This is a genomic window from Paenibacillus sp. J22R56, assembly GCF_056269375.1.
Genome location: NZ_JBWDNV010000004.1, coordinates 132,929 through 159,418, shown reverse-complemented (window position 1 = coordinate 159,418; position 26,490 = coordinate 132,929). Strand labels below are relative to the sequence as shown.

Here is a 26,490-nt window from a genome sequence, read left to right as displayed (position 1 = left end):
ACCTCATAGGAGATGCTTCCTCTTGTTCAGCCTGCTAATGGGCATCTATTTGCGTTGACTGTAGCTTGTATTATCAACAACAGCCAGCATTCTTTCTTCTTTGATCATAGGGGATTGGCACAGGAAGCATACGGGAGCTTCGGACAGTGAGAAATTATCTCTCATCCATCCCTTGCATTGCTCACTCGAGCATGACCATACCACTGTTAGCTCAGTAGGCAGTTCTTCGACCGTTTTTTTCCGAGAATACAATATAATCCCTCTTTTCTTCTAATCTGTAATGGCAATGAAAAAAAGCCCCAAACCGGAAGTTCGGGGCATTCTTCAGCAATACTACAGTTTTACAACGTTTTCTGCTTGTGGACCACGGTTGCCTTGAACGATGTTGAATTCAACGCGTTGACCTTCGTCCAACGATTTGAAACCGTCGCCTTGAATAGCGCTGAAATGTACGAATACATCGTTGCCGCCTTCAACTTCGATAAAGCCAAAACCTTTTTCTGCGTTAAACCATTTTACTGTACCTTGTTCCATTTGTAATTACCACCTTATATATGATTTACATGACATTCTTATTCTTTGAACTAACAAATAAAAAATTCACATATCGTACAAGATTATTTCATTTCGTAAAAATAACCCTCTACGAGATGTGAATTCAGGTCACGTTTATAAACACATTGTACCACATCCAAATGGAAATAGCTAATACCAATGGGTCCCATTAGGAAAAAATTTTTTTATGGCGAACATCATCCACTTGGAACCCCATTCTGAGCTGCATTTTCCAAAGCCTTAAAGGAAGAGCAAGACTCCTCTCCTGCTCTCCCTCCCGGCTTATCTTTATAATTCCCTTCTCGCCCAAGTGCATTCATCGTCATCATTAAGTCCAAGGGATGAACGGATCATCTGCTCTACGACCGAATAATCAGCTGGATTCTCGCGGTTCAGCTTCATTCGCTCCTTGGTCGGAGCTACCCGGTTGCACATAAAGCGCGGCACCCCAAGCTCATTATTGGAAGGAGCGTGATACAGAAACGGATGGCAGATGACAATATCCCCTGGTCCACCTGTCGTTTCTACGACACGAAGTGAATACCCTTCTGGATCTTCGTAAGCAGAATCCATAAACGCTGTGAGGTATTCCTTCTTCTCCTGCAAGCTGGCGCCAGCTTTGTTCTCAGATGCCTTATGACTTGCTACAAGCTTTTCCAGCCATGGGTGCTTGTTGCATTCCCCAATCGCTTCTCCAAGACCAAGGCCTTTCGGATGCTGCTCCAGCATCTTCGCTACAATATGATGCGAGCCTTCTGCCACTAATGTGCCCGAGCCGCCTTTTCGCACATCCGAAAACAAGCAGACAAGAAGGAGTCCTTGCTCCCAGCTGTCCAGATAATGGCGGAAGTGACTGCCGTCATAATGCCAGCCGCCCGGCACCTCCGGTCCGAAGTTAATAATGAAGCCGCCCCACATCGCCTTATGCTTCGTACGGCCAAGCTGCCACCTGTCTTCGCCAAGCAAATCCTCAATTGCCCCCGTCAACCGATCCGTATTGCAACCATCCGTTACCGAATCGTAGTAATCACCAAGACGAATGACAGGCTGTGTCCAGGTTCTAGGGTCATCGCGTTTCACATCATGCTTCACCAGCAGCTCATTCCACAGAAAATCCTGTACCTTAAGCGCTTCTTCCCTCGGATAAGCCTGCTCGACCTTAACCCAGCCCTTTTCTTTAAAATGTTGGACCTGCTCGTTCGTCAGTACTTTCGGCATGTTAAGCACTCCCTTATTCATTTATGTTTGATACATTCCTTCTATATAAAGAAGAAGCTGTTACTCTTTCACCGAACCGATCATAATGCCGCTGATAAAGTATTTCTGCATGAACGGATAGATCAGCAGAATCGGCACCATCGTAATGACAAGCTTCGCTGCCGTTAAGCTACGATTGGATACGGAAAGCAGGCTTTTCACCTGATCCACATCACGAATCGACATATCCAGGTTGACGACCAGCTGTTGAATATACGTCTGCAGCGGATAATCGTCCGTATTAATAGAGTAAATAAGACCGTCGTAATACGCATTCCAGTTGTTAACAACAACGAACAACGCTATAGTCGCGATAATCGGCTTAGATAACGGAATATAAATTTGCAGAAGTCTGCGCCAAGGGCTCGCCCCATCAATGCTCGCCGATTCATCCAATTCGGAAGGAAGGGACCGGAAATAGTTGATCGTGAGAATGATATAGAACTGACCGACAGCACCTGGAAGGACAAGCGCCCATATGGTCCCCAGCAGATGCAGATCTTTTACCGTGAAAAACATCGGAATCATACTTGGCCCAAACAGCATCGTTCCAACTACAATCCACATGTAGACACCGCGGAAAGGAAATGCTTTGCTGCTTCTGGATAACGGGTATGCCGCAAGCACAACCAGAACCATATCTACAATTAATGCAAGTACAACCCGTTTGAACGACACACCTATCGCGGTCAAGATCGCATGATCTTTGAATATTGTCGTGTACGTCGTCATATTAAGGCCTAAAGGATAGACCGTCACAAGCCCTGCTGTAGCCTTCGCGCTGTCACTGAGCGATACGGCGAAAATATTTAACAGCGGGATTAGTGTCGTGACAGCCAGTAGAATCAAGATCAAGTAAATGACGGTATCTGTTATATAATCCTGCTTCGTTTTTTTGATTGTCAGCATGAACGTTCACCCCGTCCTTCTAGAACACCTTATAATCGCCGTATTTCTCTGCCAGCCATTGCGAGAAGAATATAAATATAAAGGCAACTGCTGATCTGAACAGCCCAACAGCAGTAGCAAATTCATATTGGTTGTTCTGGAATCCCATCCGATAAATATACGTATCGTAAATATCCGAAACCGAATAAACGAGCGGATTATAAAGGTTAAAGATCTGGTCAAAGCCGCCGCTCAATATGCCCTGCAGACTCAAGATTAAGATCAGGACGATGGTTGGTCTTATACTTGGCAGCGTGATGTGCGTCAATTTGCTCCATCTGGTTGCCCCATCTACCTCGGCCGCTTCATAAAGACTTGGGTTAATACTTGTTAATGCCGCTAGAAAGACGATCGCGTTAAATCCGAAGCCTTTCCATACGTCGGTTAAATAAATAATAATCATGAACCATGACTTGCTCGTGAAGAACAATATCGGCTCGTTGTCGGATAAACGCCCAATGAGTCCATTGATTAAGCCCTCTACGGAGAAGAAGTCTTTGAAAATACCGGCCATGATGACCCACGACAGGAAGAAAGGCAAGTAGACAACGGTCTGTACCGAACGCTTGAACCATCTCACTCTCGTCTCATTCAGCAGCAAGGCAAACGCAAGCGCACAGGAAACGTTTAATACGATCTTCACGACCGAAATCGTAATCGTATTGACGGTTATACGTTTGAAGTCTGGAATCTCGAACAAGCTTTTGAAATTGTCCAGCCCAACCCAAGGTGAGCCCCAGATTCCTTTAATCGGATCAAAGCTCTTGAACGCCATAACCGAGCCTAGCGTCGGATAGATACTGAATACGACCAGAAACACAATGACGGGAAACAGCATGATATGATAGTGGATCACTTCTTTATTGCGCGTTGGCTTTGGCAATTGGTTCCACCTCTATTCGTACCAAACAAGTGCTGAGCATGATGAGCGATTCGCCCAGCACCTGTTTGAATGACTATTATTTGCTGGCGATTGTGTTCACTTCAGCCGTAATCTCATCGCCGCCCATGCTCTTCCACTTCGTAACGAAGCTATCGAAGTCATCAATCGACTTCTTGCCGGTAATAATCTCGAGGAAGGTCTGCTTCTCCATATCATCGAGGGACGTCTTCTTTTTCTGCATCAAATCGGTTGTTCCGATAAACGCTGGCAGCGTCTGTTGAACCGGATTTTTGGCGAGTCCGGCAGCACCTACATAGAAATTATTTGCCCCGCTCCAGAGTGCCATATCAGCGAATGGATCTGCTGCCGCTTGATACGTCTGAATTGTCTTAACCTGTGCTTGTGTCTCCGGCTCAGCTGTACTGACGTCCTTCTCTCCATTTAATACAGCCATAATGTCTTTGTAGCGATTCGAAATTTCATGCGGGTCTTTCGCACTTATCGATACCGGAAGCAGCGCCATCTTCGCATCGGTATATTTGCCGCCTGCGTCGAAGGTAAGCTTGTTGTACCAATCGAGCTTCTTCGCGTTGGCGTCCTGCGCGACATTAAGCACTTTCATAATCGCTTCGGGATGCTTGAAGCCCTTCTTAATGACGACAAACGAACGGATCTTGCCATAGCCTCTTGCATGCGCGATTCCGTCTTGGCCCTTCAGGACGGTAGACTGCCACACCGCATTATGATCGTTCTTCACCGAATCCGGCAGAGGATACCACGGTGCCCACCAGGAGCCGTCAAAAATCCCCGCCGATCCTTTCGCAACAGCTTCAACCGCTTTATTGCTATCGTTCATCATGAAGTCTTTCGCAACAAGACCTTCGCTGTACCATTTGGCCAGTCGGGCCAGCGCTTCCTTCACTTGAGGCTGAGTCGAGCCGTATACGATACTGCCGTCATCCCCTTTTATCCATTGACCAGGATAGGAGTTATAAGCACCAAATACAAAGTCGAACGAAGCCGTATCTGAATTGTAGATATTTTGCTGGGTTGGAAGTTGGCCCGACTTGCCCATCGCTTTGAAAGCTTTTAACGCATTCTCCACATCGTCAAGTGTCTGCGGCTCCTGTAGCCCTGCTTGATCCAGCCAGTCTTTGCGCGTCCATACGACTGGAATTGCCGTTTCGATATCCGATAAGGAAGGGATGGCGTACATCTTACCGTCGAAGGTTACCGGATCAAACACATCGTCGCCGCCCAGCTTCATACTTTCTTTCAAATAAGGTGAAGCATAATCGTTATAGACCTGTGTCAGGTCCTCCACCATGCCCGCTTTCACCAGCTTGCTGAGAATGTTCAGGCCATTTGGCTCTACGCTAATCGTCAGAACGTCGGGGATGGTATTGGCAGCGATCAGCAGATTAACTTTTTGCTCAAATGCAAAGTTCTGGTCACTTGTTGTCCATGCCAGCTTCGGCTTCACATTCAGATTGTCTAAGAACCATTTTTGCACATCATTGTTCTCAAAGCTCTCTCCTGCCGGCATGTTCGCCTCTGTCGATACCGTATTACCAGTCGTAAACTCAACCAATTCCGGCATCTTACTGTAAGGATCCGGCTGCTCAGCTGGTGCTGGTGTTGCCGTCGCGGCTGCATTATTGGCTGCCGTGTTCTTGGGCGACTCTCCGCTTCCCTGATTGTCCGAGTTGCTGCATGCAGCCGCAGACAACATCAGTGCCACGAGCAGCGAAGTTGATACTCCTGCTTTGAATGTCCGTTTCACCTTAATCCCCCTTTTGGAACCATTATGGCGTTTCACACCCTAATTATAAGCGCTTACATTTCTAGCAAGAGATAGACAACGATCATTGGATGCGGGGGAAAATATAGCCGAAAACGATCAGACAGATGACAATTATCCTACTATGTCAGAATAAAATTCTCCCCTGCCCGCCGCTACGCCAGCTTCATTCATGGCCTGCCTCCGCGCTCTCGATATTCAGTCGGCGTTATGCCGATCTGCTCGCGGAATAATTTGCTGAAGTATTTCTCATCCTGGAAGCCAAGCTGGTCGGCCACCCAATAGACGGGTTTGGTCGTCTGAAGAAGCAGCTCCTCTGCTTTCGTAATCTTAAGACTGCGGACATAATCAACAAACGGCGTACCGACAATATCCTTGAAGCAGATGCTGAAGTAGCCTCTGCTCATATTGGCCGCCCGGGCCGCCTCCTCCTGATGGATACCCTCCAGCAGATGATCGTTAATGAACTTCACCGACTGACGGATACTTCCGACCACTTCGTCCGAATATTTCTTGCGAGCTTCGTTGCTCTGATCGGGGAGCCTGTCAAGATGACTTAGACGGCTGCCATGCTTCACTCTTGCTGCAATCCGCTCCATGACCTCTTCCAGCTTCTCCTTCTCGAGCTGAGTCTTCACAATATAATCAATCGCGCCAAGACGTAATGCATCTTGAATACAGCCGAAATCCTGATGGCAGGTCAATACAACCGCCTTCAAATCGCGATGCTCCTTCAGCGCCTCCTTCATGAATTCAAAGCCCGACATGCCAGGCATGGTCAGATCGGTAAAGACAACATCCGTTGCATGATTCCGAAGGAATTCCAATGCCTTTTCCCCGCTGCTTGCTTCACCAATGACTTTGAATCCATGCTTTTCCCAGGGCAGAACGGAAATTAAGCCTTTTCTAGCGTATATCTCGTCATCCAAAATTAACGTATGGATCATTAGGCGCCTCCTTTTTTAAAGGTCGGTATATTGGAATTCGCAGCTCAAATGTTGTGCCGCTTCCTTTCATGCCAATAATGTTCATCGAAGCCACATCGCCGTAGTAGACATCGAGCATATGTTTGACATAGCTCAGTCCAATACCCATTCCAACTTTCTTATGCGCATCTGACTGCTCCGCGAGCAATCGCCTAATATCCTCTTCACTCATTCCCTCCCCGTTATCCTTCACCACGATCATGAGGAAGCCGTCCTCTTGATACACGTCGATACGAATACAGCCGCTCTCATCCTTCAGCCCATGATAGATGGCATTCTCCACGATTGGCTGCATAATAAAGCGCGGAACTTGAACACCCGAGAGATCCCGGTCAACTTGAAGCTGTACATCAAAATGATAGGCGTACCGAATACGCTGCAGATCGATATAATCCTGGAGGACGGCAATCTCCTCGCTCAGTTGGACGATTCCGCCTTCCTTGCCGAGATTATAATGCAGTACACGGGTGAACAAAGCGACCAGCCGGTCGATTTCATCCTGTCCGTTCATTCGCGCCAGCCATTGCACCGTGTTCAAGGTGTTATGCAAAAAATGCGGGTTGATCTGATGCATCAGCTTCTCGACTTCCACAATTCTTTTCTTCCGTTCCTTCTCCTCCAGTTCCTTGAACAGTTCAGACAGTCTGCCCCTCATCATATAAAATTGCTCGAGCACGCCGTCGAACTCGACGATACCCGTTGTTTTTGTTTTTGTATTAAATTTGCTGCGCGTCACGAGCAGAATTTCCTTATTAATCATTCGGAGCGGCTTGTACACAATCCGCCAGATTGAGAACCCAAGCAGCAGGCTAATCAAGATAGACAGCAGCGACAGCAGCACGAACTTGCTCATCCATTGGTACACATCGGCGCTGTATTCTTGTTTATTCACAGCCGCTAAGATGTACCAGCCTTGCTCTCCTTGCTGGGAGTAGACATAATAGCCTTGCTTGATCGTCGCCGACTTGCCCATTGCATTCAGCTTGTTCACTGCTATCTGCTGCCCGATCGGGAACTGATCCTGAAGCTGACTGTACACGACGCGCCCTTCCTGATTAAGAAGCACACTGGAGACCGATAGCTTGTACTGCTGCGACTGAAGCAAGTCCTCGAACAGCTTCAGGCTCGTCTCCATATAGACGTACATGTCCGCCCCATCGATCAAATTCACCTTCCGTGCAATCGAGAATACCATCGAATCTCCCGCGGCACGCCCCGTCTCATGCGGCCCATAATACGCAGCATTAATGCCGCTCCCTAGTTCAGGAAGGATCTTCGGACTAAATGATTCCTTGACGCTCTGGTTCTCGAACAGCACCTGGTTCTTATTCGCATAATAGAAGAAAATAAGGCCAAGATCCGGCTTGGCTGCGTTAATCGGAGAGATGTTGTCGATAACCGCCTTTTTCATCTCATACTTGGTCATAAAGTCATCCGTATTCATGAAGGTTTCGATATCATCAGCCACTTTGCCGTTATACATGGCAAGCTGAAGCGCCGCATCCTCCAAATTGTTGAACACATTATTCATGCTGATCTGGAGCTGCTTCACATTGCTGCGTATGCCGTCGTCGATATTCTCGTTGTGAAGGGAATAGAGTGAGATGTACGAAATATAGCCAATCAGGGAAAGTGGTATTAACGAGCTTAAGATAAGAAAAAAATACGCCCGCTTCTTGAGCGAGTAAGATTTTTTGGCGCGCACGTCTTTCCCTCCTGTCTATTCCTTCCGCTGCAAACAGAAAAGGACCGGCATTGTCCTTTTATGAAAGTGACATGCCGGTCCTTCTTATCTACCTATGTTCGCTGTAGCGCTTCCATAATCATTTGAAATAATACGAGGTCCTCTCTTGCATCCTCCGGTGTTGTCTTAAGCTGACCGTTATGCACGATTACCTCATGCAAGGCTTTGAGTTCATGCGTATAAGGGTCGGTATAAGTTGGTCGGATGACCGTCTCCTTGAAGGCTTCGCCATCCGTCTCTTCTATATAAAGCTTCGTCGGCAGGTGACGGATATAAGGCGTATCGTATTGCACCTTCACTGACTTGTGGCTGCCGTACACTTCTACATGTGCATCAAATCGGCCTTGCTGGTCGCTCCCGGTCTCATAAGTTACCGAGAAAGTCCCATAGTCGAAAATCACATTCAAAAACATGCTCTCCGGCTGCATCGCCAGCTTCGCCCCGATAACCGATTTCGGCATGCCAATCGCTTCCCGCATCGCGGACAAATCATGACTGCCAAGCCCCGCAAGGAATCGGTAAAAACCAAATAAGGGATCATCCGGCGTTAGCCCGGTTGCTTCTTGTCCCAACCGTTCTGCGCGCAGCTTGCGATCAGCTTTGTTTGGCTCCGGAATGTCATTAAACATCACCGTATGACTGCTCTGACGGACGAAAAAGCTGTTCGGTCCAATAATGTCCCTTATTCGAGCATAACCGATGTGTTCAATGCCGCCAATCTCCTTCACGGCCTGGACGAAAGCAGGTGCATAACGGCGCATGTAGCCAACCATGATTTGAACCTCATTGCGGTCCCGCGCTTTAATAATGGCATCCGCTTCAGGGAACGTCAGACACATCGGCTTCTCGATCAACACATGCTTCTTCTGATTAGCAGCAGCAATGGCGCAGTCCGCATGATACTCATCGCTGTTCAGGACAAATACGACGTCTATATCCTCTTGCTGCACCAGATCATTCATATCGGTGTACAGATGTTCTACACGGTACTGCTCCCCAAGATGCTGAAGCAGCTTCGGCGAAACATCGCATAAAGCCGCAATCCGGTAATGATTGGGCAGCGACTGCAGCACAGGCAGATGAACGACTTGGGCCACCTCTCCAAGTCCAATTACTCCAACATTCAGAACACGATTTTGCTCCATCGTCTATGCACCCGTTTCCTGCAGCTTCGTTTCAGCGGCGGCATGCTCCAGCTTACGGAAAAGATCTTTGAAGATGCCATCGCGGTGTACTGCGCTTGCGCAGCGGATCAGATGCCTGCGTGAATCCACGCTCCACGTTACCTGGTCAGTCAACACAGGACTGTGAACGAGATCAGCAGGAACCAGGGATGGATCTACAAGATAAGCGACTGCAGATAAATCCCAGATGACGCGGGAATAACCGTAATGATCATCACTGCAGCCTTCGTACCGTTCCGCCAGGAAAGCACCAATCTCTCCTTGGCCTTGTACAAAATGTTTAATCTCTGGCAGCGTCGTAATCAGATGTGAAGCAACACCATGACACGGAACAAGAACAAGCGGCACTCCGCTGTCGAACATCACCCGCGAGGCATAAATATCTTGAGCCAGATTGAATTCCTTCGTATCTCTCCAGGACAGCTGATGACCGCCTAGCCAGACGACAACGATTTTGCTGATGATCGAAGGTTCCAGCAGAATCGCCGATGCGATGTTCGTTATTGCACCAATCGCAATCACATAGAGCGGCTCATCATCAGGCGCAGCAAGCGCCTTTTGGACAAGATCACGGGCTGCCGGACTGTCTACCGGTGATGCTGCTCCCGGTAAATAGCTGTCCGAGCCCCGGAATACAAAGTCGTCTTCCTCATGGCCAAGCCGATTCAGAATTCTACCTATCTCTTCATAGCTCTTCTCCATGCCGTCCTTCGGACCTTCGGACAGATCATTCCAGAAAGGCGCTGCATAGATTGCCTCAAGCTGGATTCGTTCGGGCGAGAGCAGTGCATAGACAAGGGCGAATTGATCATCAATCTCGTTAAATGTATCAGTATCAAGTACAGCACGTACTTGGCCTGTTGGAGGCGCAAGTCGGCTTAAACGCAGGGAATCAGAAATGACAGGATAGTTCATGGCATTCACTCCATTTTGCTTAAGAATAGGATATCTATCCTCATCATAAATAGAGACGCTAGTTGAAACTAGCCGAATTCGGCTAGTTTCTTATACGAATTGGCTATCCATTCGAAAAGCTCGCGGAGATAGTCCCGTATGCTTGCTGAACAACATACTGAACTGCGGGGCATTGCTAAACCCGCATTCATGCGCAATCTCAATCATCGACTTCTCAGAGTGAAGGAGTAACGCCTTAGCATTTTCCACCCGCTTCCGTATCACAAACTGGTTAGGCGAATAGCCGGTCTCCCTTTTGAAGAAATGACGGAAATGGTCATAGCTGTACCCCAAGCTGCGAGCGATCGCCTGTAGATCAATGGATTCAGAGGCATACTGCTCCAGAAAGTTTTTAGCATAGTTAACTTTATCGTTAGTTGTTCCAGCACTGTCCGTCGGTTCCACCAACCGGCCAATCTCCGCAATTGCCTGGCAAAGAAGGCCATGCAGCGTGAGATGATAATAATTGCGCTTGCTGCCAAGCTCCTCCTGCATCGCCCGAAGCAGCTGCTCCAGCTTGCAGTCATGGTCGGAATACAGTCCGTTAATGAGGTTAAACATGGCGTTATCGTAGGAGAAGCAGGCGAATAACACTTCGCTTTCGGTATGGCGGTATTCATTATGCTTCGTGTGAGGGGGGATGATCGTAAACGTTCCCGGTGCATATTCATAGACGGATTTACCGATTTGCGTCGTGCCGCTGCCACTGATGTAATAAACCACCTCATAACTGGCATGCGTATGGAAGTCGATAAAGCTGTCCGCCTCCCGGACAAAATGATACAGAAAATCAAAGGAGCAGTTCATGAGGGTTCCTCCTTGTATTCGGAAGTTAGTCACAGTATAGCAAAAAAGAGAGAATTAATTCTGCTTCACCGTTAATCCTTTGTCCGGAAAATGCACAAGTAATTCGGCCCCCGAAGCAAAGAGGATCTCGTGTGAGAGCGTCTTTTCGCCTACAATTAGCAGCTCATCGTAGCCCCAATCGTCAAAGCCCCTGCGATCCAGCAGATCAGGTGGCTCAATAGTGATGCCAACTCTACTGATATTGTTGTATATCAGTGTCCATTCATCTTGGGCACCGCCTGACACCGTGATATACAAATCCACGAGCTTCTCGTAATGAACCTCAGATTGCATGAGCTTGTATTCCTTCAGATGATAATCATGGAAACTGAATGTACGGAAGAACTCAAAGAGTCCTTTGTCCAGCCTGTCTTCCAGCTTCAAGTACTCTGCCCAGTATTGTTTATCGTTCTCCCTCCACTCTGCTTCCGCTCTCTCTTGCTCTTCTGGATGGGATGAATTTATCGCTGACCACAAACTGGATTTAAAATATTTTATAGGATTAACCACCTTTCTATAGAAGAAACCTTTTTCGATCGACAGCGTTTATATATGCACAGCTAACTTCAGATTGAGGTGAACAATGAAAATATTAGACGGGCTCTAGCTTCCCCCAAGGAGGTTAGAGAGCAATGAGCAAAAGTTTTAAAAAATCACCAGCATGGACCGAACAGACTACACCAAATTCAATCTGGGCTAAACGAATAGCAGCCAAAGCAGTACGCCGCTTTACCGATGACGTTCAGAATGGCAAGTGGTATCGAAAGCTGTATTGTTCCTGGAATATTTGCGATTACCGTTTTTACAAAACCAAGCAACAAGCCATTCTCGAATGGGAGACATCCGACTGCCCACGCGATCAAGCTATGACTCGAGCCGAAGTCATCAACGACTGGGCAAAGCAATATAGAAGAAAATAAGCACAAGCGTCGGTCAAGGGAAGCCCGGCGCTTGTGTTTTTTCATTAGATACGGAAAAACTCTTTTGCCGTCTGCGTTGTGGCTTTAGCTACCTCTTCCTCCGGTTTACCTATGCAATGAGCTACCGCTTGCAAAATATGCGGCAGAATTGCAGGCTCATTCCGTCCATCCGCTGGTTTTGTTTTCAGATCCCGAGGAGTCAGGAACGGTGCATCCGTCTCAATCATAAGCCGATCAAGTGGAATCATTTGTACGAGCTCTCGGAGATGCTTGCCTCTCCGTTCGTCACAAATCCATCCTGTAATTCCAATATGGTATCCCATCTCCAGATAGGCTTTCAACTCAGACTGAGTACCGGTAAAACAATGAACGACTGCTTTTTGCACGGCATGATCCTTAAGCATCCCTATAAAATCTCCAAACGCTTCCCGTTCATGGAGAAACAATGGCATACCAAGATCCTGCGCCAAACGAATTTGTTCGCCAAACCACTTCCGCTGCACATCTCTCGGCGAGAAATCTCGGTTATAGTCCAGCCACATTCCCCAATCGAAACAACCTGCGGCTGCATCGCTAATTCCTGTAACTTCGTGATTGTTTCTTCATTACAGTTCTTCGCATCATGGGGATACACTCCTGCTGTGGAGTATAGCTTTTTGGAATTCTGCCTAGCATAGCTGGCTGCGTCTATGCTGTTTCTGAGGCTCGTCCCTGTAATGATAAATGGTGTAACGTTGTTCTCTAATGCTCTTACAACGACTTGATCACGATCCTGATGAAAGGAACGATGCATCAAATTAACGCCGATATCTATAATTGAATCACTCATGATTTGTATGCTCCTCTTCATCGTTGGATAGCATAACCGAGCAACACTCGGGCGGTACTCGATCAGCCAGCCATACTTCGTTGCCAGCAAAATAAAAATCGATACCCAATCGCTTCGCATTTAATGTATCGATCTTTAATAAGACTAACTCTCCCCTACGGCTTCCCGCGAGCGTAGCAAAATTTGTGCTCTCCGACAAATGAACATACTGCCGGTGTATCGGATTCAGCCCTTCCATTAATATAGAGGCAAGAGCTTTCTTATTCGTACCGTGATATAGAATGGCAGGAGGTTCTCCGGTCGCATATTGCACTCTTTCATGACTATGACCATACCTTGCCCTTATGCGCTCACCCTCAATTGCAAAACGCTGCTTTTCCGAGTTACGTACTACCTGCTCAATATCATCTACTATAATGCTCGCCCATTTGGGCTGAGCCTGTATAGCTTCTAAATAAAGTACGTATTGAACATGAACCGTCCTCAGGATCCAGCACAATACCAAAATCCTGCGGTGTATGCCTTAGTATCTTAGTCATTAGTTTACTTAAGCTTTCTTCCATCACTTGTATTAGCATGGTTTTCATTTCACCTTCTTCAATTCACTTTAATTTCCATTAATTTGATTATAGCTTCTACCATGCTGCAGTAGGCGGGATTAATTGTATTTACCGGAATGTTCGCACAAAAAAAGGCCTGAACCAAAGGATGGTTCAGGCACGATTTAATTAGGCTTAACGGTCACTTGAAACTTGAAACTTATAGCTGCCTGAACCAAGAACGACAACCACATCGTTCGTATCCAGCCTCAATTGGATTGAATCGGCCATATTGTCCGAATCATCAGGTCGAGGCCAAATGGTCTGCTCACTTCCTTGCTCGAAAATCGAAGATATAAGGGCATCACGGCTTTTTAGTGAAAAATAGACCTCTGCGGAGCAATTAGGCGGTATCTGAATCTCGCATTCCCAGCTGCCGCTGTTTTCCGTGGACCAATGCACCTCGTATAGCCCGCGAATCGTATGGATCGAAGCAGATGCATGACTTAACCCTTCCGCCCGAAACGGCTTGAAGACAGCTTGATCGAAAGCGAGGGCTTCGGGATGCGGAGCTAATCCGGCCAAATGCTTGTAAAACCAAGCGCTGACACTCCCGAACATCGGGTGATTATGGGAGTCGTGTCCATCCCAAGATTCCCATAGGGTGGTGGCACCATTTTCGATCATATATCCGTATCCGGGATAATCCCTAGTCAGCACCATTCCCAATGCTAAATCCGTCTCCCCTCGTTCACTCAGCAGGTCGAACAAGAAGGAAGTGCCGAATATACCCGTATCCAAATGCCCGTTCAGATCTTCACGGTAATGCTTCAATAACCGCTGCCACACTTTATCTTCATAACCTACAGGAACACAGCCCAGAACAAACGGGAACAAATCGGCGCCCTGCCGCCCAATGGAATAGCAAGCCGTTTCGGGATTAAAGAACGCCTCATTAAACGATGCGCATATGTGACCAAACAGCTCCGCGTACTGCTCTTGATCTTCTTCCTGACCCAGCACCCCAGCAATCTTGGACATGATGTTCACCGTATAGGCATAATAGAAAGTACTCACGAGTGTTGGGGGAAGCTGATTATCCCCAGGGATACACCAATCACCCAAAAACCAGCTGTCGGGCTCTTCAAACTCGACCAGATAGCCCCCGCGATTGCGCGTACTCAAGTACTCGATCCAGCTTTTCATGCCTACATAATGTTCAGCTAGCAGGCGCTCATCTCCGTACGTGCGGTACATCATCCAAGGCATGATGACATAAGCGGACCCCCAAGCTACGCCACCTCCGCCCCCATTGAACGGAGCTGTGTGTGGGACAAATCCTGTCTCCTTGTTCTGCGAATCACTAATGTCTCCAATCCACTTCGTATAAAAGGCAGCCATATCAAAGTTATAACCGGCCGCTTCAGCGGTTAAATGCCCGTCACCTGTATATCCGAGCCGCTCACGATGTGGACAATCGCTTGGCACGCCCCCATGCATATTGGTAAGCTGCGACCAACGATAAGCGTTCTGCACCTGATTCAGTAATGGTTCAGAGCAGATGAATTCGCCAATGGGTTCGACAGAGGTATGCACAACTACGCCATCAAGATCCGTCAGCTCCGGTATGCCGGGATACCCAGTGATCTCCACATAACGAAACCCATGCCAGACGAATCGAGGCTCGTATTGCTCTATTCCTAGCCCATTCATTATGTAGGTATCAGCCTGAACTTGGTCGTCTCCTCCACAGCTTAACGTATCAAGTGCGCCATTATCGCTGCAATTCTCTGCAAATCTCAGCGTGATCTGCTGCCCGGCATTTCCTTGCTGCATGCGAATGCGTACCCAGCCGGAGAAGTTTTGACCGAAATCAAAAACATAGACATGAGGCTGTACTTCGATACGGGAGACCGGTACGATGGTGCTGATTTTTTTATCCGGGGGAGACATTTGAGCTGTTAGCTGTCCTCGAGGGGCACGGACAATGCGAGCATTGTCCCAAGAAGAATCATCAAAACCAATTCCAGTCCAGCCATTCTGTTCAAGCCTCGCATCATACTTTTCTCCGTAGAAAACGTTATTGAACACAATCGGCCCAGGGCTGCTTTTCCAGCTGTCATCGCTGCGAATGCAGTCCACCGTACCATCCTCATACGTAACAACCAGTTGCAAAATCAGCCTAGGAGCGCCATAGCTCATCGTTCCTTCTACCGTTCTCTCCGTCTGATTGTAGAAACCGTTCCCCAGCATAACTCCAATCGCATTCTCTCCCTGCTGGATATTGCCGGTCACAGCATATTGCATATAATTGACCCGCTTGGAAGTACGATCATCGAAAGGATACAGCAATCCCTCGATTTGGCGCTCATCATAATCCGTCCAGTTCGGAACAAGGACGTAATCCCCCATCTGTTTGCCGTTCATATAAAACTCAAAGTAACCAAGACCAGACACGAACACGGTAGCCTGCTTAACTGCCTTCTCAATGAGAAAGGAACTCCTAAATAAAGGAGCTGCGATCTTCTCATCTGCCCCAATCCATTGTGCACTCCATTCATTCAGGTTAAGGATACCCATTTCAAAAAAGGCGGGTGCTTCAGCCTCGAATAGCTCACCATCCTGATCCCAACATCTGACCGTCCAGTAACAGCGTTGACCGCTTACCAGCGGCTTGCCCGCATATGCAATGTGAAAGGTCTCCGCAGAATCGACTTTTCCGGAATCCCATAGCTCGCCGATCCCAGCGAGTGTATCCTTTTCGTTCTCAGATACGAAAATTTGATAGGCAGCCTGCCTTCGATAACGTTTGGTGGTTTCGAGTTCCCAACTAAAGCGAGGCTCGCTTGTTTGCACGCCAATAGGATTGTGATTATACTCGCACCGCAATCGAATAATCTTTTCCATGATCGTAGTCCCCTTCTACTGATTAAGGATAAGTATGAATTGTATTCGCTTTCAAAAGTGGCTAGTTAGTATACAGATATGCAATTAATATCCACATAATAACATACTAACTTTAATGATTAAACCATGAAACGCATACAAACCAAAAACAAAAAAAACTCAAGCACACCAGTTAAGAAACTGAGGCTTGAGCATTTATAACTGATCCTTTACAAAGATGCCCTAATCGAAAAGTCTTTGAAGCATAAATCATCATTACATAGCCAAGTCGGTTACTTTAAAAAATAATTTAGTAAATGGTTAAGTTGTTTTTCAATTTCAACAAATGGTTTATTCAAATCAAGTGTTTTTACACTTATTCTATTGCCACTCATATTGTAATCATTATCCGGTGTTATATCCTCATCCGTTTTTGCATAAAGCAATACCCCACTCACATTTCCCTTGTTGCTAAAATCCTTGTTTTTCACATACGTAAAAATCTGATATAAATTCCCCGAATGAATAGTTTGGCTATTATAAAGACTATGGGATTGTATGGTACGCGAATAATACTTTGTGTCTATTATGAGTGTTCTGCCACCATATTCGATGGTGATATCGGATTTCATTGTTGGCAAAAGATCTAGGTAATTATCATCTGTATTCCAATTAATCTCTGCGGAGGATACCGAGATTTCAGGGTAATGTTTGCGATAATACCGCAACACGAACTGCTCAAATAGCCTATGCATCTTACTGTCATCCATATATTTAGATAATTTCTTTGAACCATCTTGCTCCGTCATCAACATTCCGCTTATTACTAAATAACAGATGTTTATCAGCATCTTGTAAGTCGCATTATTTCGATGATAACGGACAGCATCCCATTTAATGCTATGTGCGCTCACATCATCCATATGTGAAAAATAAATACGCACGCGCTTTAAAGCTCTTTTTTGCTCTGATGATACTTCTGGACAACGAACAAGCACATTAATAGTGGTCTTAAGAATTTGATTTAAATAGATATTCTCTGTAAATTCATCGTAATTACAAATAAGTTGCTTTTTCAAATAAGTTAATTGTTTTATAGAAGCTGTAACATCTATCTTACCTGTTGGTGAAGATAACACCTCGGTAGCATTTACATACTCTCGGCCAAGTCCTCGTTTGATTTGAGCAGCAATGCCTTTTGCCAAAATTGCTGCTAGTAAATCAGCTAAATGCTCAAACTTCTCGGTCGCGATCTTCTTGTAGCCATCTTCATGGAGCACTGTAAATGCGTAGGCAAGCATATAGTAGATGTTTTGTATTCTAATCATGCAAAGCACCCTGTAGCTTTTTTGACCATTCTGTTACTTTTGCGGGTTCATCAAACCAATATTCTGCAAGCATAGGTATTAGCTCGTATTTTACGACCACATTTAACCACTCATCGGTAACACCCTCATCTGTACAGAAGTAACTATGACCAATTCTGAATCCCTCGCCCAAAGCTTCATCATTACCAATTGCTCTGTTGAGTAGCTTGATTTGATCAATTAGCGTATTAAACTTGGAATTACTAGCTTCATCCAAGATTGAATTAAATCCTTCTGAATCAAATGCCGGTGTTAGCTCGAAGAACGCAAACCGACGGCGGAGCGCATAATCGATCATTGCGAGACTGCGGTCAGCGGTATTCATCATTCCAATTATGTGAAGGTTATTAGGCACAGAGAACAACTCATTATTATATAAAAGCTGCAATTCCTCACCACGTTTGTCTTTTTCCACAAGCATAAACAATTCACCGAATATTTTGCTGAGATTACCACGATTTATTTCATCTATGATAAAGAAGTAAGGTCTTTCATTATCGTCTTGCGCTTTTTTGCAAAAGTCATAGAATGGGCCTACTTTAAGCTCAAAGCCTGTTTCAGTAGGGCGATAACCCATAATAAAATCCTCATAGCTGTAGCTTTGATGGAACTGCACCATCATAACTCGACTGGTATCTTTCTTACCCATAATAGAGAAAGCCAACCGTTTAGCTGCAAAGGTTTTACCAACACCTGGTGCACCTTGTAAAATGATGTTTTTCTTGATTTTAAGTAAATTCACCAAAGAATTATATTGTTCTGCGTCCATAAACACTTCATCAAGAAAATCATTATCTGTATAATCCGGATAATCAATTTCTTTTTCTTTTATCCCAATTCCAGATGCTCCATCAGTAAATAGGGCTTCTAGCTTATGCACATAATCCGTGTAAGAAGTTATATCGGTGAGAGTTTTCATTGCAGCTTGTCCTGGATGAGTCCATTCACCGTAATGCGTCCACTGGACTCTACGAATATGCCTGTACTCCTTACGAGCCTCATCGTATTTATACTCTGATTCAACAAGACCTCGACCAATGACCTTAGTCAAACCCTTCTTAGCATAAACGATATCGCCAACCTGCATTTCATTTGTAAATTGCCAGGTTGCAAGCGCATCATTTCTATATGAAAAATCCTCACCAAATAATTCTTTCATTTTTTCCTTCATGGCTTCTTTAGACAAATATTCTCTGAGGTTCCCCATATCATCCCAACCAATGCCCATGATGCTACTTTCATAAAATTCATCCCATTTGTACGAGCCTTCTCCTGGAGCATAAAGCCAATACTTTGTTCTACTTTTCGGTTCAACAGTCTCAGGGTTTACTACTGCAGGAAAATGAGTATATTCTCCAGCAATAATACTTTCAATGACCTCTTCTTGTTCTTTAGTAACGCTAAAGTTTGTAGCACCTGGATAGGTTAAGATCTCAAGCCTTCTTGTCCGCTCATCAGAAAGCAAGATTGTGCGCTTTACTGGATTTTCCGTAAATTTGTAATCGAGCCGAATAAGAACACCTAAATAAAGCTCATCTTTCAGGGTTTCTTTAGAATATGGATCATCAAAATCTGGCACCTTCATTTCAGGATCTTCTATAATAGTACCGCTGGCAACCATGCCTCCACCAGAACCCGAAATCCATATATAAGCCTTATCTCCTTTTTTAATTCTTTTGGCGTATTGGTTTACTGCCCATACGATTTCATTAAGTTGATCAACTGCGCTTTTAACATCATAATATTTAGGGTTCCCTTGGAATATCCAACATGAGGGTTCTTCTGCCTCTTTTAAGAAGCGAGCAAATAAAACCATCCCATTCGAGTAAGCCTTGTTGCCGGCAGAGATATCCACTTCATTAAAATTAGGAGCAGCTATAATGATGTCACGAGCTTCTTCAAAGGCCGCGACACTATTGTAATGAAATAAATCTTTATTTACTGGTATAGTCAACTTAAGCTTGCCAGTTGAATTTTTTAATGCGTTAACATATGCAGTTACTGTGTTTGGCGAATACGGTTCACCATTAGATTTCTTTTGTTTTTTCATCCAATCCTGAAAAGCAGTCCTCATATACTTATCCATAGCCATTTTCCCGCTCCATTCATTAGCATGTTAAAAAGTTCTACTTATCTGTTGAGAATTTGATGATTCACTCTGCTTTTGCACGGAATCTAAATACTGCGTAAACTTAGATTCACCGCTGTAGGTCAAGAACAACCATTCCAAAGCCCTTGTCATGCCAATATACAACAAGGAGACTTCACGCTCCTCTACTTCCTCTAACGGAAAAGGCATGTTTTCTACTTTAACAATAAATACAACCTGAAAATCAAGACCCTTCGCACTATCTATGGTTGAGATCTTAACGGTATCTTCATCTCGAATAAATTTCCGTTTCGAATCCGCATTCTCCGTGATCCAAGTGTAAGGCAGACTATGCTTTTTCAAGCTCTCCTTTATCTCATCAATGTAGGATGTCCGATAGTTGCTCTTAACCCGATACAATATGCACATATCTTGTAATGGAATTTTCTTGTCTCTGTTCAACGAGATCATATTCTTGGAGACAAAGTCCATCTCTTCTTGAATACTATGAAACCTTTTCATTTCAGGCTCTGGACCTTTTCGTTTCGTAGATTGAGGCGGAATGATCTCCACACCATCAACAGATGCATCCTTAACTTTATTTTTCAGCTGAGAATGCTCCTGATAGAAATTCCAGGCGAACTGCACAATTTGAGCTGTGTTCCGATAATTAATTGATAAAATCTTAGAGCGTCCACGAAAATCCAGTCCGAAGTCTTGAGCAAGGCTGACTTTTCTTTTGAAAATAGATTGTGCCCGATCCTCAACCAATAATAAGGATTGGGTATCAGGATTCAAGCAATAGCTGAGTAGCTTCAGCCATTCCGATTCGAAATCCTGCCCTTCATCAATCATAAGGGCATCGTAGGTAGGAAGTATGGCTTCTTTCTGTTCTACTTTACCGAGAAGCGCTGGTATGTCCTCATCTTTCATGCGAAGACTGTTACGCAGCCATTCATGAAAGTTGTACACTTCCACATTGCTATTCCTTTGCTGCACATGATCAGTCTCGTGAATAAAATCAAACAAATCCTCCGGCTCGCTCATCATTCGATCTAACATTTGCTTTAGGCTTCTAGACAAGGGAATCCCGTAACATAGGATGAGTATTTTCCATTCCGGATGCTCTTTCGCAAGCATTTTGGCGCGACTGGCCAAAACTAAGGTTTTCCCGCTACCAGCGACACCTCGAATAAGTCTATGCTTGTCCCCTAGCTGCTTCGACATGTTTTCTTGATGGAGATCCATGGTCTTAATATTATGTAGGGACAGCAGCAGTTGATCCTGATGTTGAACAGGAGGCTTAAATTCAGCACTGATTCGAACCTCTGGGAATAGGTGAAACCGAATCGCTTGAATATCCTCATGAGTCAGAATGGTGTTTCTCCGACTCCATACCGTAAACATCCCCTGAATCTTTTCTCGAAGTATCTCTTCTGAAAACCCCTCATCATCAGGATCAATCTCATCTCTGCATAATACAAACTGCGGCTCAATAATTTCATAAAGGTTGTTCTTAATAAAATCCTCTTGCTTCAATCGGGTAAATACTGTTCCAAAGCCATAAGGAAACTTTAAAAACGAGCTTCCTTCTTGAACTAGATTTTTGTCCTTTTTCAAGTGGTCGGTTAATAGACGTGCGTTGTCCCTGGCTTGTTTGAACGGATTCTTGGTTTTTACTAGCTCACCCGCTTGATTGCGTAGCGTCCATTCATCATGGTTAAGCTCATACAACGTACCCTTGGTATAATCCTTAACCTCCAGGATTACGATCCCCAAGTCAGGCCCAATAATGACGAAATCCGGTCTACGCCCCCTGATTTCAGGCTCATAATAAACGATATAATCATCTGGCAAATGCTCTCTGAGCGTTTCGAACAGCAATCTCTCCCCGGCGGTTGCACGCCTTGAGATCACTTCAGGTACCGTAAAGGCCATAGCTTCTCTCTCCCGTAGTTATACTATTAACCTTATTATAGTACTAATTACCTAGATTTTACATAAAGAATATGACATAAAAGAAAACAAGCTCAACCGTCAATAGCTAATGGTTGAACTTGTTTATAGGGTAAGACTATCTACACTTTATACCTCGCCGGACCTCTAAACACCTCACGAAAATGCCAATGAACGAAGTTATCCTTCGGCTTGTAGTCCGGGTTAATTGGTTCACGAACCTTGTGACCGTGATATTTCATCAGCCACTCATTAAAGCCATTGGTTCCATGAGCCTGCTCCGCAACGAGCAGCTCCCGCTCATCGGTTATCGTAAATACGCCACGGTCGAACAACTTATGGTGCAAAGAGCATAACGCGATTCCATTATCCTCAATGTCTGGCCCACCGGCCTGATGCCATTGGATATGAGCAGCATCTATGGCGACCAGGTTATTACCTAATCGCACATTAAACCCGCACACTGCGCAGCTATATTCGTAAGCTCTCAGAATACGATCTCTAAAGTTCGGATCACGTGGTCTTTTCCGCTTAATGGAGAAGTCGAGTCCTATCTCGTCCAGAATATCCTGATGAATACTATCCGGAAAATGTTCCGTTAACAATATTTCCGCAAGCTCCTGGGTAAGCGTACTATTATTGTGAAGCAGCTTCAGCACTTCGCTGTTGAAACCACCAGATACATGCTCAGACAGCAGAAGCTTGTCCGAAAAACTCTTCTTATCTACGGACTGACTAAGCTCCCATATCCCGTCGGTCGAAAGCCTGACAAAAGGCTCTTCTGGATGATAAGACTTTCTAGCCGGACCAAACTCGATAAGCAGCTTCTTCAGCTTCTCCCTAACCATCTCATAAGGCAAAATTGTATGTTCCTGTTGGAACTGGGCTAAGCTTAACAGGATTAACAATGGCTTATGCGGAGCTCGCTGCCCGTTCTTTCTCCAGATCGATAGGTTCGCAATCTTGTCCTTAAGCTCATTAACCTCCATACTACTTCCCTTCTTCCAGCATCTCCACGAACGGAATATCTGCCGGGGCAAAAGTAAACTCCTTAAGCTCCGCGATATTGATCCAGCGGTACTCATCATGATCGATCAACACAATCTCACCACTAACGAAGGTCGCTTTATATGCAATGAGCCGGATATGCGTTGAACCATAGTGATGATCATTGACCCCGAAATAAGCGTAAGGGTTGATCTCGATGTTCATCTCCTCAAGCAGCTCCCGCTTCAGACACTCTTCTGCCGTTTCGCCCACTTCAATCTTGCCGCCAGGGAATTCCCACATGCCCGCTTGAGATTTCCCTTGCTTCCTTCTCGCGATCAAAATCTGTCCTTGTCCGTTCTCTATAATCGCTGCAGCAACCTCAATCATATCCTTCACGTCCTAAACAATCGCTTTATTCGCCGCTGGCACAAGGGCTGGCGGCATTTCTGTCTTGAGCCTCCATACGAAGCTCATTGGCTTATTGCCTTCATGTCTAACGTACTCCGCTTCGCCTAGGAAAACAAACGGTGAAGTATAGTTATTCTCTTCCTTGTATTCCCGAACAAACATAGCAATACGAGTCCCGAGCTGACGATGATGAATATATCTTTGCGCGGTTTTTGACTCTTCAGACGTACGGCTCTGTGTTTGCCAATGGAACAACCGCTCATTAATCGCATAGTCCTCATACAGTGTAGACGGCGAAAAATCTTTATCCGACTTATTTAACGTGATGAAGAAAATATCTGTTTCTTTATCATCAAAATATTTAACGCCCTCACGAAAGGCTGGCGACTTCTCCTCATTCCAATAACCAAACGCCGCCAGCACCTGATCCGTGGAATAGCTGCAATGCACGTCTAACGGACAAGCATATGGGAAAGCATTCGACTCATCTACGAAGCTAATATGCGATTCGTTATATTGAAGAATCTCAATGATCTCCTCACGGAACTGCGGACAGCCTACAATGAACCGAATACCATGCTCTATTGTCTCGAAGCCATGCTTCTTAGGCTCAGAGCGATAAAACGTATAATAGAACAGGTTCAACATAAGCTGCTCTTCTTCGGTAACGGTTTGTTTTTCTCCAGAAAGATATGCAATGAGGAATCGCAATAATCCTCGTGAATTCAAGCTTAACAGGGCAGGAATTCGCTTCGTTAAATACTCACTGTTTTCGAATTCGAATGGCTCCATAAGCTCTGCTTCTATCATTAAACCACGGAAGGAACGGTTACCTGACCGGCCACCGTATAGCTCCTGAATGCTAAGTCCGTGATAACGCAGGAAATTGGCGATAGAAAGCTTTTGCCCCGTGTCCCCTTCAAAATACTTCATCTTATGAATCAAGCTTCGACGGTTATTAGTCGCTTGCTTCAAGCTCTTCAGGATGTAGTCGCGAGCAACCTTCTCCAACTGAATAAAGCTGCCTCTTGGGAGGCTAGAGAAGCCATTCTCCACATAGTGTTGAATAGAATGCTTCGTCTTACCGAGTAAGGCTCGAAGCTTGTCATTGAAGTTATATTCCTTATGAGCTTGTCCGATAAAATCCAACACCGTTAAGCATTCTTTGCCTTCTGCTAGACGTAATCCCCGACCTAGCTGCTGGAGGAATACGGTTAAGCTTTCCGTAGGACGAAGGAACAGAACGGTGTTCACTTCCGGAATATCTACCCCTTCGTTGTAGAGGTCTACGACAAAGATCATTTTGATCTCGCCGCGAACAAGTCTGCCCTTTACCTGATCCCGATCCTCATCACTCGATCCACCATGCAAAGCAATGGAAGGAAGACCAGCTTCATTGAATACCTTCGCCATATAAAGCGCGTGCTCAACGCCAACGCAGAAACCGAGCCCTTTTACCTCATCCAGATCGGTCACATACTTCTTCAAGCTGTTAAGGATTTGGGTCGCACGGATTTTGTTGTTTGTGAACAGGTTCTCAAGCTCCGCCTGGTCATACCCACGTCTCGTCCACTTCACTTGTGAGAGATCCACATGATCACTCACGCCAAAATATTGAAAAGGACAAAGCAGCTTCCGATCAATGGCATCCGTCAGACGGATCTCCGCAGCAATCGTATCATCGAAATAGCGTAGAATGTCTTTGTTATCCATCCGCTCCGGCGTAGCCGTTAAGCCTAATAGGATTTGAGGCTGATAATGCGCGAGAAGCTTCTGATAAGAAGGTGCTGCCGCATGGTGGAATTCATCGACGATAATAAAATCGTAGTAATCCCGTGTCGTAATCTCAGTTAACTTCATCGAGTTTAAGCTCTGAATGCTTATAAAGAGATGATCAAGCGCCTTTGCTTGATTCCCGCCCACATGCAGATCTCCAAAGTTCAGATCCTTCAGGATAAACCGGAATGTGTCCAAGCTCTGCTTTAGGATTTCCTCTCGATGAGCCACGAACAGGAGTCGCGCACTTTGTGGGTTACGCTGCGCGAATCGTCTAAAGTCAAAAGCCGAAATGACGGTTTTTCCGACGCCAGTTGCTGCTACAAGCAAGTTTTTATGTCTGCCATATAATGTCCGCTCCGCCTCAAGCTTCTCAAGAATCTCCTTCTGATAATCATAAGGCTGGATGCTGAACTTGAAGAACATCGCGTCTTGGGATTGGTCTTTGGAGTGATTTTTCCCGAGGGCCTGTTTGAGTTTTTCTTCATGGGCAGGGTTGTCTCCTGAGAATTCGGAAAACTCTCGGTCATTCCAATAACTCTCGAAGGTCGCTTCGATCTTTTTGAGAACGTCGTAGGAATCCTTCTCCGTCACCTTCAAGTTCCATTCCAGGCCACTTGTTAGAGCTGGGTTGGAAAGATTCGAAGAACCCACATATGCCGTTGTAAAACCGGTATCCCGCTTGAAAGCATAAGCCTTTGCATGAAGCCTCGTCCGAGTTGAGTCGTAGGAGATTTTAATCTCCGTATTCGGTAGTTTGCTCAGCTCCATAATTGCCTTATAATCTGTCGCTTCCATATATGTGGTTGTAATGACCCGAAGCTTCCCTCCTCTAGACGTAAACTGCTCGAGTTGCTCGATCATACAACGGAGCCCACTCCACTTAATGAAGGACACTAGAAAATCAATGCGATCTGAAGTTAGAATCTCATGCTTCAGTTCGCTTAACATGTTTGGTTCAGCATGTGAACCGGTGAAGAGAGAACTTTGGGACAACGGAGTTGTCGGTCTGAGCACCTTCTCTTCTTTAACAGCACGAATAGAGTTGAGCTTCGCATAAACATAGGTCAATACTTCTCCTTGTTCAGCGAGCTGCAACTCTTCATAGTCTTGCTGGTCTAGTGTATTTTTGAGAGTGGAAATAATGCCATTACAGGCACGAACCTGGGCGAGTACGGCTTCTTCGTCGGTGTCGGAGCTCTCTCGTACGGCCTTCAAAGCTCGGCGTGTAACGGTAGCAATATAGTTGGAAAGCAGCTTACGTGCTTCTTCAGGGTCTAGGGCTTCTTTGCCTATGTCAAAAGCCGAGGTGTCCAGTGAAGTTAGCTGCTGTAAGGTTACTTTGTTTATGAGTTGTTCGTAGAGACCTTGTTTCATTGGGAGCACCTCCTTTATATAGATAGACTTAAAATTTAGTAGCCCTTTAGTAACAAGAATCAGGAATATTATACCCTATAATCACTAATCAACCTATCAGTAACAGTGAACAGAAAGCATCTTTGCATTAATATTTTATTTGTTATAATATTACAAATACAAAATATTAACTTTTCAAATTAGTAAAGGAGAATT

At 45.4% G+C, this 26,490-nt stretch carries 20 protein-coding genes and 2 pseudogenes; 1 reads left to right on the top strand and 21 read right to left on the bottom strand.

Annotation, left to right across the window (positions count from 1 at the left end; all coding sequences use genetic code 11):
- Window positions 1-45: 45 nt before the first annotated feature.
- From AC0YNT_RS11445 to AC0YNT_RS11390, 12 genes are all read right to left on the bottom strand, one after another.
- Window positions 46-252 carry a cold-shock protein gene (locus tag AC0YNT_RS11445; protein ID WP_208420318.1) on the bottom strand — a complete coding sequence of 69 codons (207 nt, stop codon included), beginning with the start codon at window positions 250-252 and terminating at the stop codon, window positions 46-48.
- An 81-nt stretch (window positions 253-333) separates the two neighbouring features.
- On the bottom strand, window positions 334-534 hold the full coding sequence (locus AC0YNT_RS11440) for a cold-shock protein (protein ID WP_012772304.1): 201 nt from the start codon (window positions 532-534) through the stop codon (window positions 334-336).
- Window positions 535-843: 309 nt separating this feature from the next.
- A complete protein-coding gene (locus AC0YNT_RS11435) occupies window positions 844-1,773 on the bottom strand; it encodes a hypothetical protein (RefSeq protein WP_475804677.1) in 930 nt (309 codons plus the stop codon).
- Between the two features lie 60 nt (window positions 1,774-1,833).
- A complete protein-coding gene (locus tag AC0YNT_RS11430; protein WP_475804676.1) occupies window positions 1,834-2,721 on the bottom strand; it encodes a carbohydrate ABC transporter permease in 888 nt (295 codons plus the stop codon).
- A gap of 19 nt (window positions 2,722-2,740) precedes the next feature.
- The gene (locus tag AC0YNT_RS11425) at window positions 2,741-3,643 is read right to left on the bottom strand and encodes an ABC transporter permease (RefSeq protein ID WP_475804675.1); all 903 of its coding nucleotides are present in this window, start codon (window positions 3,641-3,643) and stop codon (window positions 2,741-2,743) included.
- Window positions 3,644-3,719: 76 nt separating this feature from the next.
- Complete coding sequence (locus AC0YNT_RS11420) at window positions 3,720-5,426, bottom strand: type 2 periplasmic-binding domain-containing protein (RefSeq protein ID WP_475804674.1); 1,707 nt, start codon at window positions 5,424-5,426, stop codon at window positions 3,720-3,722.
- 188 nt (window positions 5,427-5,614) lie between these two features.
- The gene (locus tag AC0YNT_RS11415; protein ID WP_475804673.1) at window positions 5,615-6,391 is read right to left on the bottom strand and encodes a response regulator transcription factor; all 777 of its coding nucleotides are present in this window, start codon (window positions 6,389-6,391) and stop codon (window positions 5,615-5,617) included.
- Window positions 6,366-8,135, bottom strand: coding sequence for a sensor histidine kinase (locus AC0YNT_RS11410; protein WP_475804672.1), 1,770 nt, complete (start codon window positions 8,133-8,135; stop codon window positions 6,366-6,368). Before AC0YNT_RS11410 ends, AC0YNT_RS11415 begins: the two co-directional genes overlap by 26 nt.
- A 92-nt stretch (window positions 8,136-8,227) precedes the next feature.
- Window positions 8,228-9,319: a Gfo/Idh/MocA family protein gene (locus AC0YNT_RS11405; protein ID WP_475804671.1), complete on the bottom strand. Its 1,092-nt coding sequence runs from the start codon at window positions 9,317-9,319 to the stop codon at window positions 8,228-8,230.
- A gap of 3 nt (window positions 9,320-9,322) precedes the next feature.
- Window positions 9,323-10,273: a nucleoside hydrolase gene (locus AC0YNT_RS11400; RefSeq protein ID WP_475804670.1), complete on the bottom strand. Its 951-nt coding sequence runs from the start codon at window positions 10,271-10,273 to the stop codon at window positions 9,323-9,325.
- A 90-nt stretch (window positions 10,274-10,363) separates the two neighbouring features.
- A complete protein-coding gene (locus AC0YNT_RS11395; RefSeq protein WP_475804669.1) occupies window positions 10,364-11,119 on the bottom strand; it encodes a helix-turn-helix transcriptional regulator in 756 nt (251 codons plus the stop codon).
- Between the two features lie 54 nt (window positions 11,120-11,173).
- A complete protein-coding gene (locus AC0YNT_RS11390) occupies window positions 11,174-11,668 on the bottom strand; it encodes a hypothetical protein (RefSeq protein WP_475804668.1) in 495 nt (164 codons plus the stop codon).
- Window positions 11,669-11,790: 122 nt separating this feature from the next.
- Here AC0YNT_RS11390 and AC0YNT_RS11385 point away from each other — a divergent pair, with 122 nt between their 5' ends.
- A complete protein-coding gene (locus tag AC0YNT_RS11385) occupies window positions 11,791-12,078 on the top strand; it encodes a hypothetical protein (protein ID WP_475804667.1) in 288 nt (95 codons plus the stop codon).
- Between the two features lie 44 nt (window positions 12,079-12,122).
- Here AC0YNT_RS11385 and AC0YNT_RS11380 read toward each other — a convergent pair.
- From AC0YNT_RS11380 to AC0YNT_RS11340, 9 genes and pseudogenes are all read right to left on the bottom strand, one after another.
- Window positions 12,123-12,907, bottom strand: a pseudogene (locus AC0YNT_RS11380) (TatD family hydrolase).
- Window positions 12,900-13,485 (bottom strand): annotated as a pseudogene (locus tag AC0YNT_RS11375) (RNA 2'-phosphotransferase). The pseudogenes AC0YNT_RS11380 and AC0YNT_RS11375 overlap by 8 nt, the downstream one beginning before the upstream one ends.
- A gap of 156 nt (window positions 13,486-13,641) precedes the next feature.
- Window positions 13,642-16,353: an alpha-L-rhamnosidase gene (locus AC0YNT_RS11370; RefSeq protein ID WP_475804666.1), complete on the bottom strand. Its 2,712-nt coding sequence runs from the start codon at window positions 16,351-16,353 to the stop codon at window positions 13,642-13,644.
- 272 nt (window positions 16,354-16,625) lie between these two features.
- Window positions 16,626-17,660: a 5-methylcytosine-specific restriction endonuclease system specificity protein McrC gene (gene mcrC / locus AC0YNT_RS11365; RefSeq protein ID WP_475804665.1), complete on the bottom strand. Its 1,035-nt coding sequence runs from the start codon at window positions 17,658-17,660 to the stop codon at window positions 16,626-16,628.
- Window positions 17,653-19,791 carry an AAA family ATPase gene (locus tag AC0YNT_RS11360; RefSeq protein ID WP_475804664.1) on the bottom strand — a complete coding sequence of 713 codons (2,139 nt, stop codon included), beginning with the start codon at window positions 19,789-19,791 and terminating at the stop codon, window positions 17,653-17,655. The genes mcrC and AC0YNT_RS11360 overlap by 8 nt, the downstream gene beginning before the upstream one ends.
- A 24-nt stretch (window positions 19,792-19,815) precedes the next feature.
- The gene (locus AC0YNT_RS11355; protein WP_475804663.1) at window positions 19,816-21,726 is read right to left on the bottom strand and encodes a 3'-5' exonuclease; all 1,911 of its coding nucleotides are present in this window, start codon (window positions 21,724-21,726) and stop codon (window positions 19,816-19,818) included.
- Between the two features lie 140 nt (window positions 21,727-21,866).
- A complete protein-coding gene (locus AC0YNT_RS11350) occupies window positions 21,867-22,733 on the bottom strand; it encodes a phosphorothioated DNA-binding restriction endonuclease (RefSeq protein ID WP_475804662.1) in 867 nt (288 codons plus the stop codon).
- Window position 22,734: 1 nt separating this feature from the next.
- A complete protein-coding gene (gene mutT, locus AC0YNT_RS11345) occupies window positions 22,735-23,121 on the bottom strand; it encodes an 8-oxo-dGTP diphosphatase MutT (RefSeq protein WP_475804661.1) in 387 nt (128 codons plus the stop codon).
- A gap of 12 nt (window positions 23,122-23,133) precedes the next feature.
- Window positions 23,134-26,295 (bottom strand): DEAD/DEAH box helicase, encoded by a 3,162-nt coding sequence (locus tag AC0YNT_RS11340; protein ID WP_475804660.1) that lies wholly within the window; start codon window positions 26,293-26,295, stop codon window positions 23,134-23,136.
- Between the last annotated feature and the right edge of the window lie 195 nt (window positions 26,296-26,490).

Coding starts and splice junctions, on each gene's coding strand:
- AC0YNT_RS11360 (WP_475804664.1), bottom strand. CDS start 19,791: ATGGCTATGGATAAGTATATGAGGACTGCTTTTCAGGATTGGATGAAA.
- AC0YNT_RS11370 (WP_475804666.1), bottom strand. CDS start 16,353: ATGGAAAAGATTATTCGATTGCGGTGCGAGTATAATCACAATCCTATT.
- AC0YNT_RS11340 (WP_475804660.1), bottom strand. CDS start 26,295: ATGAAACAAGGTCTCTACGAACAACTCATAAACAAAGTAACCTTACAG.
- AC0YNT_RS11395 (WP_475804669.1), bottom strand. CDS start 11,119: ATGAACTGCTCCTTTGATTTTCTGTATCATTTTGTCCGGGAGGCGGAC.
- AC0YNT_RS11415 (WP_475804673.1), bottom strand. CDS start 6,391: ATGATCCATACGTTAATTTTGGATGACGAGATATACGCTAGAAAAGGC.
- AC0YNT_RS11385 (WP_475804667.1), top strand. CDS start 11,791: ATGAGCAAAAGTTTTAAAAAATCACCAGCATGGACCGAACAGACTACA.
- AC0YNT_RS11435 (WP_475804677.1), bottom strand. CDS start 1,773: ATGCCGAAAGTACTGACGAACGAGCAGGTCCAACATTTTAAAGAAAAG.
- mcrC (WP_475804665.1), bottom strand. CDS start 17,660: ATGATTAGAATACAAAACATCTACTATATGCTTGCCTACGCATTTACA.
- AC0YNT_RS11350 (WP_475804662.1), bottom strand. CDS start 22,733: ATGGAGGTTAATGAGCTTAAGGACAAGATTGCGAACCTATCGATCTGG.
- mutT (WP_475804661.1), bottom strand. CDS start 23,121: ATGATTGAGGTTGCTGCAGCGATTATAGAGAACGGACAAGGACAGATT.
- AC0YNT_RS11405 (WP_475804671.1), bottom strand. CDS start 9,319: ATGGAGCAAAATCGTGTTCTGAATGTTGGAGTAATTGGACTTGGAGAG.
- AC0YNT_RS11430 (WP_475804676.1), bottom strand. CDS start 2,721: ATGCTGACAATCAAAAAAACGAAGCAGGATTATATAACAGATACCGTC.
- AC0YNT_RS11400 (WP_475804670.1), bottom strand. CDS start 10,273: ATGAACTATCCTGTCATTTCTGATTCCCTGCGTTTAAGCCGACTTGCG.
- AC0YNT_RS11440 (WP_012772304.1), bottom strand. CDS start 534: ATGGAACAAGGTACAGTAAAATGGTTTAACGCAGAAAAAGGTTTTGGC.
- AC0YNT_RS11355 (WP_475804663.1), bottom strand. CDS start 21,726: ATGGCCTTTACGGTACCTGAAGTGATCTCAAGGCGTGCAACCGCCGGG.